The sequence below is a fragment of the Psychrobacter sp. 1044 genome (genome assembly GCF_904846525.1).
Classification (GTDB): domain Bacteria; phylum Pseudomonadota; class Gammaproteobacteria; order Pseudomonadales; family Moraxellaceae; genus Psychrobacter.
Genome location: NZ_CAJHAZ010000003.1, coordinates 172,583 through 185,230 on the forward strand (window position 1 = coordinate 172,583; position 12,648 = coordinate 185,230).

Here is a 12,648-nt window from a genome sequence, read left to right on the forward strand (position 1 = left end):
ATAACAACGATTACTTATATGGAGGACAATATGCCTATCAATATGCTTACAGCGCAATCTAAGTTTTATGTGCCGCATTGGTTAAAACGTAGTGCGCTGGTGCTTGCTGTCAGTACCTCGATGGTTACTGGCGTCACTGCCACCGCCATGGCAAGCGCCCAAGCTGTCGTCACCACGGCGGATTTTTCTGACTTAGTGCAGCAAGTTACCCCAGCCGTTGCCCGCGTAAATGTCACCAAGACCGTCAGCGAGGCTGAGCTTGCCCAAGCCCAAACAGCCGAATTGTTGCGGCAGTTCTTTGGTGATCGTTTACGTATTCCTGATCAGGCTGCCACGCCAGCAATTGAGCATGCTTATGGCACGGCCTTTTTTGTCACAGCCGATGGTTATATGCTAACCAACCATCATGTGGTGGAGGGCGCTGATAAAATCACTGTCACTCTTAACGATAGAACGGAGCTTGATGCAACCTTGGTTGGTAGTGATGAACGCTCTGATGTGGCTGTACTAAAAGTCTCGGGCAACCAATTTCCTGCTTTGCCTATCGGCGACTCAAATGCTCTGAAAGTAGGGGAACCAGTACTGGCCATTGGTTCGCCATTTGGTTTTGATTACTCAGCATCGGCGGGCATTGTCAGTGCTAAATCACGCAGTTTTTCACGCGATACCAGCGTGCCATTTATCCAAACAGACGTGGCATTGAACCCGGGTAACTCAGGCGGTCCACTATTTAATCAGCGCGGTGAAGTGATTGGTATTAATTCGCGTATCTTTAGTGGTACAGGTGGTTACATGGGTCTGTCGTTTTCCATTCCGATTGATGCGGCGATGGATATTTACGAGCAGCTAAAAACCGATGGCGAAGTGGTGCGTGCTTATTTAGGTATTTATCCGCAAGACATCGATCGCAATTTAGCAGAAGCTTATAACCTAGATCGTCCTCAAGGTGCGCTACTGACAAGAGTATCACCAGACTCACCTGCACAAAAAGCTGGTCTAAAACCTGGCGATATCATTTTGCAATATAATGAAGTGCAAATTATGCGCGCCTCAGATTTATTAAACTTGCTCAATCGTGCCAAACCGAGCGATAGCTTCCGCGCACAGATTCAGCGTAATGGTAAGCAGATGACCATCAGCGGCAAACTCACTTATGCGCCCAATGATGTGAGAGCACAAGGCGGCGATCAGCAGAATGATGAGGTGCAGTTAGGCTTGCGTTTACGTAACTTGACCGCGGATGAGCAAGCAGAAATCGCAGTGGATAATAAGACGGGTATTTTGGTCACCACAGTTGACCCAACGGGATTGGCGGCGCGCTCAGGTCTATTGGCAGGTGATGTAATTACCAATTTTCACCAAAAGCCGATTAAAAAGGTCACGGATTTTTCAAGCGCGATTTCATCATTGCCCAAAAAAGGCGTAGTGACCATTGAAATTATTCGCCAAGGTATTCCCGCGATTATTGGTTTACGTATTGAGTAAGCCTTGATAGCTTTGATAGCTTGGTAGGAGTAATGGGTAGTCGGGGCACCAACTGAGCATGGCATAACAGGCGCGTCAACAATTCTACTTGTCTATGATAGAGCTCGACCCCTATAATGGCTGATTTTTTTAACCATGACTTAAAATAATCTAACACTGTCACTAACTTATTCATGGAGCGATTTATTTATCGCTCTATACGTTCTAATATAGGGTAAGCCAGTTGCTAGGCTCATACTCTCTCGTAACCATCAGGTAATTATGACTGACCATGCTCTTTATATCCTAAGTATCTCTACGACAGCAGTATTGCTTGCGTATATTATACTGTGGTCAGGATTACAAACGTTCAATGCCAATCCTACCAAACGTTTTATGCGTATTTGGTTGAAGTTGGCACTATATTATGCTGCCTATACTATGCCCGTTTGGGCTTTGCTGTTGGTGATAGGTTGGTCGCAAGAAATGCTGCCGATACTGGCGCAGCTATCACTGCCACTCGTGCTAGTGGCCGTATTTGCAATGGGGTTCTATTTTTATACCGTGGTGATACAACCCAATCGTTTACGTTTAGATCATCATGCAATCGACTTAGATTTATCCACACCGCTGACGGTTGCCGTATTGGCTGATTTACGCATAGGCTTGTATAGCGGCAAGCCGCGTCATATTCGTAAACTGGTTGCTACCATCAATGCGTTACCAGCAGATGCGGTGCTGATTACGGGCGACTGGTTGTATTACCCAAGTGCTGATTTAGTGGGTCAGCTCATGTTGTTTAAAGGGGTTAATAAGCCTATTTATACAGTGATGAGTACCTCTGACTTGCGTTATCAATCGATTAATACGACTAAGCAAGGACAGCCGTTATTAGAAGATACGTTGTCCAGTGCCTTTGATGTGCTTGATATCAGCTATATCGGTCAGCAGTGTACCTCGCTGCCACTTAAATGTACTGGGGCTACTAATGCGCTTCCAGTAATGCCCAGTGCGAGCTATTCTAAAAATAATAAAGAGGGCTTTAGACAGCAAAATTTGGAAAATAGCCCAACCGTCGCCGTGCTTTGCGGTTGGCAAGATGTTCCTAAACAGTTTGCTGATATTGAAGAGGCAAATGCGTCTGATAAAGCCGCGCTTGGTGCTGAAATTGCTAATACCACGAAGCCCGTCATCATCTTGGCTTCACGATTTGATAGTATTAGTGATTTGCCAAAATCCTTACAGCCACGACCACTATTGATTACTGGGGCAGCAAAGGCGATTCAAAAAAATATATGGTTGGCACAAAAACAAAAAAATATTGAGCGTAGTAGCGAGCAGTCAACCCTGTTGAATAATAGCCGCATGGGTAAGCAGCGGGGTTTATACCAACATGGCAGTGCACAGATATTTGTCAGTAGCGGTATTGGTACACGAGGGTTGCCTTTTCGCTTGTATCGCCCCACTATCGATGTGTTGACGATTCGTTAACATGACTCAAAAGACTTATCAGCGCTGATTCATTGCGCTAAACTGAGAGTTGAATAATAAGGCTGTTGGTTTGTAGGTTGTAACGGCATGTCAGCAGTTCAATTGATTGAACGTTAATTGATTGATAGCTGTCAAATCAAAATATGCTACACTAGCAGGCGTTTTTGTTATTCTATTTTTAGTATTAAATAAGCGTTGTCGGTCATTGGCAAAAATAAGGCCAAGACGGCTTTGAGCACCTATATTGCGAACGCTTTTATCATAGAAAAAGATTGATCATAAAAAATACTCAGCATTAATATCAAGCAAGATATTGCCAATGTTGCCTATGAATGTACACAATATGAGTGCAGGCGTAGACATAATCATTGACACTTGCCAACGACCTATCATGTGACAGCTTTGAAAAAAGCTAGGATAATACAGTAAGGCACGGTTATGAGCACAGCATACGACGAGATCAAAACCCGACTACAAGGCTCAATGGTAGCCTTGGTAACGCCCATGCATCCTGACGGCACGGTCGATTATAAACGTCTGGCGGATCTCATAGATTGGCAGATTGAGCAAGGGACGCATTGTCTCGTTGCCGTTGGTACTACTGGCGAGTCAGCGACATTATCTATGCAAGAACACAGCGATGTCATTCGCTACTTTGTTCAGCATGTCAAAGGTCGTGTACCAGTGATTGCTGGAACAGGCGCCAATAATACGATGGAAGCCATTAAGTTGACCCAAGATGCTGCCGACGCTGGTGCAGATTGTGCCTTATTGGTTGCGCCTTATTATAACAAACCGCCACAAGAAGGCTTGTACCAACATTATAAGGCTATCGCGCGCGCGGTGAATATCCCGCAGATGCTCTATAATGTGCCAGGACGTACGGTCGTTGATATTGCACAAGAGACGGTAGAACGTCTGGCTGATATCGATAATATCGTCGCGATTAAAGATGCCACAGGCTCTATTGCTCGCGGTGAGCAATTGATCAAAGCAGTGGGTGATAGAATCGTCGTGCTATCTGGCGATGACAGTACGGCGCTTGATTTGATGACATTTGGTGGTAAAGGTAATATCTCAGTCACTGCCAACGTCGCCCCGAAAGCGATGAGCGAGACTTTTACAGCGGCGCTTCGTGGTGATTTTGATGCGGCTCATAAAGCACATGATGTGGTCAAGCATTTACACCGTGACTTGTTTATTGAGTCAAGTCCTATCCCAGCAAAATATGCGCTTCATAAAATGGGTATGATAGATACTGGTATTCGTCTGCCTTTGGTATGGTTGGCTGAACAACATCATGCCACTATTGATGAAGCCTTGGTGCGTGCGAACTTATTATAAAATGATGCGTGTAAATGCTAACTCAGAGAGATAATATGATGAAAACATCATCACCGACTGCAAAAATATTCCCTGCGCTGCTGACCTTAATGTTGGGAAGCACCTTAGTATTGAGCGGTTGCCAAAGTGCTAAAAACTTACTTGGTAAGCGTGACAATGGTAGTTTAGAATATCAGCAAAGCAAAAAGCTTGTGCCAATAGAGCTGCCTGCTAACAAAGAACCAGCGCCTTTTGTACCTTTGTACGCAACTCCTAATGCCGGTGCAAATACGCTGAAATTACAGAACGAATCAGGTAATCAGTACCAGCTACCGAAGCCTGAGCGCGCTGTCAGTAGTCCTTCGAATTAAAGCTATTTCCTTATTTATACCGCTGACATTTTACAGTGATTAATATAAATATTATTCATTCTGTCATACAAAAATCAGCGGTCGCTGCGCGTTTTTACCACATAAGCTTGAACGAACAGGAACTCCCATAATGCAAAAGCAACAACTGCTGTATAAAGGCAAAGCCAAATCTGTCTATGAAACTGAAGATAATGATCTTTTGATTCTACATTTTCGTGATGATACTTCAGCGCTTGATGGCAAGCGTATTGAACAGTTAGCCCGCAAAGGCGTCGTCAATAATCGTTTTAATGCTTTCATCATGCAAAAATTGGCTGATGCTGGTATCGAAACGCATTTTGAAAAGCAATTGTCTGAAGATGAAGTATTGGTCAAGCGTTTGGATATGATTCCGGTTGAGTGCGTGGTTCGTAACTTTGCTGCGGGCAGCTTGGTTCGTCGTTTGGGCTTAGAAGAAGGGCAAGCATTGACGCCGCCTACTTATGAATTGTTTTATAAAGATGATGCACTGGGTGATCCAATGGTCAATGAGTCACTTGCTGTGTCTCTTGGCTGGGCAACCGAAGCACAACTTGCCAGAATGGAAGAGTTAACTCATCAAGTAAATGAGGTGTTAAAGGCGTTATTCGAAGCAGGTGATTTGATACTGGTTGATTTCAAACTAGAATTTGGTGTGTTCCATGACCGTATCGTCTTAGGGGATGAATTCTCACCAGATGGCTGCCGTATTTGGGACAAGACAACTAAGAAGAAGCTGGACAAAGACCGCTTCCGTCAATCATTAGGCGATGTCATTGAAGCTTATGAAGAAGTGGCTAACCGTATTGGTGTGCCATTAAGCTAGATGTTTGATTGGCACTGCACTGCAGGTCAATCTTTAGCGTAAAAAAAACTGAGCCATGTGCTCAGTTTTTTTATGCAAAAAATTACTGAAACCTTATACAATTTGCACGACTTGTGAGACTACTGTTCTTATAATAAAGATACATACAAAAATAAGGCTTATGGTATGCCGTTTTCAAAACCATCTACTACTGACACTGAGCCTACTATTTTAGCGCCATCATGGTTTACTCGACCAACCTGTGTGGTTGCTGCTGACTTAATAGGTAAAGTGCTGTGTAGAAAGCTGTTAGATACGGATGGCACGACTAAAATATTGCGTATGCGCATCTCAGAAACTGAAGCTTACATCGGTGCGGGCGATCCTGCTTGTCATTCACATGCTAACAGCCGAACGCCGCGCACTGAAATCATGTATGAGCAAGGTGGTGTTTTTTATGTGTATTTAACTTATGGCATCCATCATATGCTCAATTTAATCAGTGGTGCTATCGACTCCCCTGAGTCAGTGCTGATACGCGCTGGATTTTTAGCAGAAGATAGTGACCGCCTACGAGATGAGCAATTATTGAGCTTAGATCAACAACTGATTCATCCCAAGCAGTTCGCTGGTCCCGGTAAGCTGACCAAGCGTTTACAAATCGACCGTGACTTGTATGGCAAATCCATTCATCCAGCATCAGCCGTTTGGGTAGAAGACGACGGTTGCAAGCCGCTAGTATCGCTGCGTCCACGGATTGGCATTGATTATGCGGGCGAGGCAAAAGAGTGGTTATTACGCTACATTTGGACGGACCATCCTTCGTTATCCAAAAAATAGTAAGATTGATAGTTGATGGCTGTTTTTCTAAATAGACTTGAAGGAAGTAACACATGTATAAAATAACGGTTTTTATTCCAGATACAGCATTAGAGCAGGTAAAGTCCGCTTTGTTTTCGGCGGGCGCTGGGACGATTGGCAATTATGAACAGTGCTGCTGGCAAGTGCAGGGAATAGGGCAATTTAGGCCACTGGCAGGTAGTAATCCAAATATTGGAGCACATGATCAACTGGAAACCGTTGAGGAGTGGCGGGTAGAAATGGTAGTGGCTGATGCTGATATTAAACAAGTCGTCGAGGCGTTAAAGCAGGCGCATCCTTATGAAACACCTGCCTATGATGTGATTGAAGTATTAGACTTTTAGGGTCAGCTATCAGTCCTCTTTGATATTAATCACGTTATAACTCGGATAGCTAAGCTCGATTTTGTAATCTTCACTGCCGCGTTTGGCTTTTACTTTTATTTTACTGTCACCTTTTTTGTATTTGACGTCTTTGACTCGATAACCCATATTTCTGACTTTATTCGCAGCCCTTTGCTCGATAGCAGGCTGATAAAGTTCTTTGTCAATGGAGTTGATGGTCTTCTTGTGCTTTTTGTAGACCTTACTGTCTTTATAAACACCTTCGTAAAGGTCGCCGTAAGCATTATAATCAGGTGCAGTGACACAGCCAGTCGTTATCGTCAGCAACACTGCAATCATACTAGCTGTAGTAGTGGTTTTTAATAAAGTATGGTGGTTCATAAAATCCTCTTATGATGTCAAAAATATTTTTGCTTCTTTTATAAAAAAGGGTCAAATAAACCAAGGGCTGGCTTATTTGACCAAAGGCATCAAGTAATCAATGATGCCAAAACTTTATTTAATAGCTTTATTTTACTTATTTCATTTTTAATGCACTTAAATATAGTCGGTTCAATATAATTTAGATTCAAGGAAGGCAAGCGAAAATACTATAAATAGTAGACTAAGCGAGCCTGATACCGTATCTGATTTATATAGGATTGACTATAACTATCAATTGAATGGAGGACATGCCCTAGTCTTTTTCAATCTTAATCACATTTAAATTTGGGTAACCAAGTCGTATTTCATATTCTTGTGAGCCGCGCTTGGCTTCAATCTCGAACACACCGCGTCCGTTCTTTTCTTCCAGCTCAATGTCTTTGACCCGATAGCCCATGCCTTGTATTTTATTGATTGCACGTTGCTTAATTGCTGGATAACGCGAGTCTCTTTTAATGTTATCTTCGATATCATCATTTTTATAGTGCTTATTATTCTTATGCTTGCCATTATTTTTATATTTGTCTTTGTTGTAATGGTCTTTGTCATATCTATCGTCTTGCCAAACATTAGACCAAGCTTTTTTATTTGAGCTAATAAGTTTTAGATCAGGATACGTGTATTTTAGCTCGTATGCTTGGTTGTTCTTTTTGGCATAAGCGGTCATTATGCGATTGCCACGGTAGTTATCGGATTTGATATCCATAACCTGATAGCCTTTACGGCGCAGATCAGCGCGTAGCTTTTGACTAATGCGGTTGTAGTCAGCGTTACCATAATCATCATTACCACCGTATACTGGGTAATTATCATACCCTGAACCGACGACGGCACACCCAACTGTAGTACCCAATAATGTAACCGCAAGACCAGTAGATATAATGGTCTTAATTGAGAAAGGCTTTAGAATTTTCATGATCTAACATCCTATAATATTTTTAAATTACCCGTCGCATCATTGCTGGTGATAGCCGAGCACGTACGCACTCTGTAAATTGTTAATATAATCGTATTCATAACTTACTGGCAAATTAATTATTACCATCGTCATTAACATTATGCGCTTTGAAATATTTTCTTACATTATCTATCATAATGGACAAAGCTTGATGATTAGTGTCTTTTGCGTTAATAAGTTGTAATTAAAGCAACGAATATGAATCATGTAAGCATATGCTTACACGTAATGACGCTTACGCGACTTAACATCAGGTTAGGAATTAGGCATTATAGTCACACGGCATTAGGGAATGTGACTCAAGGATTGAGTTGACCGCATTAAGGATAATGATTCACTTATTAGCATCAGGATGATAATGATAAGTGGAGTAAGGACACATACCCTTTGCTGCTATCAGTAGTTAATGCTGGTAGTTGTAGTAAAAAGGGCAGGATGCCCAGTATCACAATATGCTGAATATTATGCAAGGATGCATGGGAAACAGTGGTGATAGGTAACATGGATGGTTAACAATAAAACCGCATAACAGTTAATTGCTATGCGGTTTTATCGTGTCTGGACTTTGAGTTTTATCTTTTATAATTATTTGATATAAATCAAGTTGGTGATAAGTCCTGCATAAAAAAACCGCATTAGAAACTAATGCGATTTTCGTTTCAATAATCTGCTTATAAGATTTTTATCTTAATACTTCTTACAAGCATCACTATCTACTAGTATTTATGTTCAGTACGCCATGCGTCTACTTCACGTTCAGCATCATCTTTGCTGTGACCATAACGTTCTTGAACTTTTCCGACCAATTTATCACGGCTACCTTCAACGTGTAATAAATCATCATCAGTAAGATCAGCCCATTTTTGTTTTACTGAGCCTTTTACTTGGTTCCATTCACCTTTTAGAGTATGTTCGTTCATTTTTATGTTCCTTCTTTTATTATAAGGTTGGTTATTGAGACAATTATTCCATCTGTCTTTAATCGACATTTTACTCAGCTGCTATCTGTACTTATTGATCAGCTAACTGGTGATATCTAATATAAGTGCTCACCATCGTCATGTCTGTATATGCAATGTTGAGAGTGTTGCTCCATTATGGAGATCTGCACAGCTATGTTATGCATCGTCCATTTGTGTAATGAATGAAGTGTTTTATCAGTGACATACGTAAAGAGGATCAACAAGTCTGGCGATGATTTATACAAATGACGTCATAACACGCTGTAAATATAGGAATAAAAAAGTAGCTGTCATCATAAATGTGGCGGCTATTTTTTATGATTGTTTTAGGATGGGTTAAAACGAATCATCAAGAATAAGTAGAGTTAAATATTTAGTAATAGACTTCTTGTTTAAATGACTATAGCCTTATAGTTGAAATAACAATTATTTTATAGATTAAGTTGGGGCAGGTTGATAGTGAATGTACTTAACAGCGTAAGTGCTAAAAAACCGGAAACAAAACGCGAGCTGGCAAAGGCGAAAACGCGTCATACGTTACTCAAAATTGCCTTGCAGCTGTATAGCGTAGAGGGCGCTTTTGGTATGAGTATGAATAAAATCGCGAAAGGCGCTGGTATTGCTCAGCCAAGTTTTTATAATCATTTTGATAGTTTAGATGCGTTGCAGCAGGTGTTAGGCGAGCAACTTAAAGGCAACTATTTATCGCCAATGCGCATGGCGTGGGTAGATATGCTTAAAGACTATCCAACGTTGTCTAAAGAGGACTTCAATGAGCGTTGTCAGGAATGCCTAACATTGATTTTTGATGCCGCCTTTCAAAACATCACTTTATTTCAACGTTTGCTCGAAGACAGTCTGCGCTTTGATTCAAACATAGAACGTAACGGGTTGGGAAGTCTAATCATAGAGATAAGAGACGAGTGGACCAAGATATTTATAGCGGGGTTGCAGTCAGCCGAGTGCTCTTTTGACGAATCTGACGTTCATCTCTGTGTCGATATCGCTGCCGCCCAAGTACATGAATTGATATTGGGCTGTCATCAACAGCGTTATTCACGGCAGCAAGCCATTGAGATATTGTGCAAAAATTTTGATGGCGTCTTTAGCCATTTGTTCACCAAAGACAAGCGCAGAGTAGATGGCTAGTCACTCAGCTTATTAATTTTTAGTAATGCTTAGCTTTAACTAATGCTCAATAGTTTTAAGATGAGCAAATTTAGCAACCATATTAAACCTATAAAACGGAATTTATATAGTGAAAGCGCTATAGTCGATTCAATTTAAAAGTAGTACCAGGCAACCGAGTGTAGATGTCTATTTAATACTTCAAGCGAGGTTAACGCAGTAATACTTTTATAGTGGAATGACTATAGTAAAAAATAACAGGGAGCGCGACCATGGCTATTGAAAAGAGTCACACGGATGAACAAACACATTTTAGAACCTGCAATTTATGCGAAGCGATGTGCGGAATTGTCATCAAGCACGATGGAAAAAAAGTATTATCGATTAAAGGCGATAAAGATGATCCATTTTCTAAAGGGTATATTTGTCCAAAAGCGACTGCTTTGCAGGACTTGCATGAAGACAGTGATCGCCTGCGTCATCCCGTTGAGAGAACCGCTAACGGTTGGAAAGAGATTGGCTGGGCTGAGGCGTTAGATAAGGTGGCAGCTGGTATTCAGTCGGTACAGAAAAAACATGGTCAAAACGCCTTCGGGATTTATTTAGGCAATCCTAATGTCCATAATTTGGGCGGCATGTTAACCATTAAGCATCTATTAACCAGTATCAAGACGCGCAGTCGCTTTTCTGCGACTTCCATCGACCAGTTACCGCATCACATTGTTAGCATGCATCTGTTCGGGCATATGCTGCGCATCCCTGTGCCTGACGTCAATCGTACCCAATATATGCTCATCATTGGTGGCAATCCGCTGGCGTCTAATGGCAGTATTATGACCGCACCAAATATGCGTCAAAAACTAAAAGATATCAAAGCGCGTGATGGTAAAGTGGTGGTGATTGATCCACGCCGCACCGAAACTGCCGACATTGCTAGCGAGCATCATTTTATTCGTCCAGCGACCGATGTTTTGCTCTTGCTTGCCATGCTCAATGAAATTTATCTCCAAGGGTATGCGGACAAGGCACGCGCTAACAATAATCGAGCGGCGGCGCTCGCGCCAGAGATTGAGCGCATTGCAGACTTTGCCAAAGACTATAGCGCCGAGTCCGTCGCTGATATTACTGGCATTTCGGCAATTAAGATTAAACGACTTGTCAAAGAATTTTGTGAAGCCGAAAGCTCGGTCTGTTATGGACGCATGGGCGTTTCGGTGCAAGAGTTTGGCTTACTGAGTCAATATCTAATCCTGCTGATTAATATTGTCACAGGTCGCTTGGATGAAGTAGGTGGTCTGATGTTTCCCAATCCTGCGGTCGACGTGGTCAATAACTCAGGCCCAGGTTATTTAGGTAAGCGCCATAGCCGCGTGAGTAACTTGCCTGACTTTAATGGCGATTATCCCGTTGTGGCAATGGCGGATGAGATGCTGGTAGAAGGGGCGGGGCAGTTAAAAGGCTTTATGACTGTCGCGGGCAACCCTGTACTCAGCACGCCGAATGGTGAAAAGTTAGATACAGCTTTTGCCAACTTAGACTTTATGGTCGCTATTGACTACTTTGTCACAGAAACCAGCCGTCATGCGCATATCATTTTGCCGCCGGTATCGCCACTAGAGCGCGATCATTATGACGTCACCTTTAACAATTTTGCTGTCCATAACGTCGCCAAATATTCAAAGGCATTGTTTGCTAAGCAAAGAAGCGCCAAGCATGACTGGCAAATCTACTTAGAGCTGGCGAAACGCTTGGATAAAAAAGCCGCCCTTGCAACCAAAGTTGAACGCCTATTAATAAAGGTTTTGGGGCCAAAATTCATGCTCGATCAAGGTCTAAAGCGTGGTCCTTATAAAGGCCTAAATCTAAAGGAACTTAAAAATAGTCCGCATGGGATTAATTTAGGTGCCCTCAAAAGGATGCTGCCACAAGCGTTAAAACACAAAGACAAGCAAATTCATCTCAATGTCGATTTTTATCAAGCAGATTTAGAGCGGGTACAGGAGATGATGCAGGATTATGATGACAAACAAATTCTATTGATCGGTCGTCGTCATGTACGCAGCAATAATTCATGGCTACATAACAGCTATCGCTTGGTAAAAGGTAAGCCGCGCTGTACGCTCATGTTGCATCCTGAAACGGCAAAAGAATACGGTATTGAGGATGGTCAGAATGTAAAAGTTACCTCGCGCGTCGGTAGCATCACTATTGTGGCAGAAGTGACGGACGAGCTGATGCCTAAAGTGGTGAGTATTCCCCATGGTTGGGGTCACGGACGGAAAGGAGTAAAACAAAAGATCGCTCAAGCGCATGCTGGCGTCAGTGTCAATGATTTGACGGACGATACCTTAATCGATCAGCTAAGTGGCAATGCGGCAGTCAATGGCGTACCGGTACAACTGCAAGCAATCGCGCCAGAAGTGGTTGATTTGGAGACCATTGATTCTAATGTTAATTCCGACATTGAATCAGGGAGCGCTGCATAAAATAGTTCTAGAAT

The 12,648-nt window shown here is 42.4% G+C and carries 12 protein-coding genes; 9 read left to right on the plus strand and 3 right to left on the minus strand.

The genetic code is table 11. The annotated features are described in order from the left end of the window. Positions 1–120 precede the first annotated feature (120 nt). The 7 genes from JMX82_RS03280 to JMX82_RS03310 all read left to right on the plus strand — a co-directional run bounded on the left by JMX82_RS03280 (position 121) and on the right by JMX82_RS03310 (position 6,677). Positions 121–1,485, plus strand: a complete 1,365-nt coding sequence (locus tag JMX82_RS03280; protein ID WP_390890589.1) for a Do family serine endopeptidase — start codon at positions 121–123, stop codon at positions 1,483–1,485. A gap of 261 nt (positions 1,486–1,746) precedes the next feature. Beyond that, positions 1,747–2,955, plus strand: coding sequence for a hypothetical protein (locus JMX82_RS03285; RefSeq protein ID WP_201539457.1), 1,209 nt, complete (start codon positions 1,747–1,749; stop codon positions 2,953–2,955). Positions 2,956–3,393: 438 nt separating this feature from the next. Further along, positions 3,394–4,299 (plus strand): 4-hydroxy-tetrahydrodipicolinate synthase, encoded by a 906-nt coding sequence (gene dapA / locus JMX82_RS03290; protein ID WP_045443218.1) that lies wholly within the window; start codon positions 3,394–3,396, stop codon positions 4,297–4,299. A 35-nt stretch (positions 4,300–4,334) separates the two neighbouring features. After that, positions 4,335–4,649 carry a hypothetical protein gene (locus JMX82_RS03295; protein WP_227676275.1) on the plus strand — a complete coding sequence of 105 codons (315 nt, stop codon included), beginning with the start codon at positions 4,335–4,337 and terminating at the stop codon, positions 4,647–4,649. 130 nt (positions 4,650–4,779) lie between these two features. Continuing rightward, positions 4,780–5,493 (plus strand): phosphoribosylaminoimidazolesuccinocarboxamide synthase, encoded by a 714-nt coding sequence (gene purC / locus JMX82_RS03300; protein ID WP_109590721.1) that lies wholly within the window; start codon positions 4,780–4,782, stop codon positions 5,491–5,493. Positions 5,494–5,658: 165 nt separating this feature from the next. Beyond that, complete coding sequence (locus JMX82_RS03305) at positions 5,659–6,312, plus strand: DNA-3-methyladenine glycosylase (RefSeq protein WP_201539459.1); 654 nt, start codon at positions 5,659–5,661, stop codon at positions 6,310–6,312. Between the two features lie 53 nt (positions 6,313–6,365). Next, positions 6,366–6,677, plus strand: coding sequence for a YqfO family protein (locus JMX82_RS03310; protein WP_201539460.1), 312 nt, complete (start codon positions 6,366–6,368; stop codon positions 6,675–6,677). 9 nt (positions 6,678–6,686) lie between these two features. Here the strand turns inward: JMX82_RS03310 and JMX82_RS03315 are convergent, their stop codons facing one another. The 3 genes from JMX82_RS03315 to JMX82_RS03325 all read right to left on the minus strand — a co-directional run bounded on the left by JMX82_RS03315 (position 6,687) and on the right by JMX82_RS03325 (position 8,978). Continuing rightward, positions 6,687–7,058: a hypothetical protein gene (locus JMX82_RS03315; RefSeq protein WP_201539461.1), complete on the minus strand. Its 372-nt coding sequence runs from the start codon at positions 7,056–7,058 to the stop codon at positions 6,687–6,689. A 295-nt stretch (positions 7,059–7,353) separates the two neighbouring features. After that, positions 7,354–8,016 carry a PepSY domain-containing protein gene (locus JMX82_RS03320; RefSeq protein WP_201539462.1) on the minus strand — a complete coding sequence of 221 codons (663 nt, stop codon included), beginning with the start codon at positions 8,014–8,016 and terminating at the stop codon, positions 7,354–7,356. Positions 8,017–8,774: 758 nt separating this feature from the next. Beyond that, positions 8,775–8,978 carry a CsbD family protein gene (locus JMX82_RS03325; protein ID WP_201539463.1) on the minus strand — a complete coding sequence of 68 codons (204 nt, stop codon included), beginning with the start codon at positions 8,976–8,978 and terminating at the stop codon, positions 8,775–8,777. Positions 8,979–9,479: 501 nt separating this feature from the next. Here JMX82_RS03325 and JMX82_RS03330 point away from each other — a divergent pair. Both JMX82_RS03330 and JMX82_RS03335 read left to right on the plus strand, forming a co-directional pair. Then, entirely contained in the window at positions 9,480–10,169 is a 690-nt protein-coding gene (locus JMX82_RS03330) for a TetR/AcrR family transcriptional regulator (protein ID WP_201539464.1), read from the plus strand. A gap of 251 nt (positions 10,170–10,420) precedes the next feature. Further along, positions 10,421–12,634 carry a molybdopterin oxidoreductase family protein gene (locus tag JMX82_RS03335; protein WP_201539465.1) on the plus strand — a complete coding sequence of 738 codons (2,214 nt, stop codon included), beginning with the start codon at positions 10,421–10,423 and terminating at the stop codon, positions 12,632–12,634. Positions 12,635–12,648: the final 14 nt, after the last annotated feature.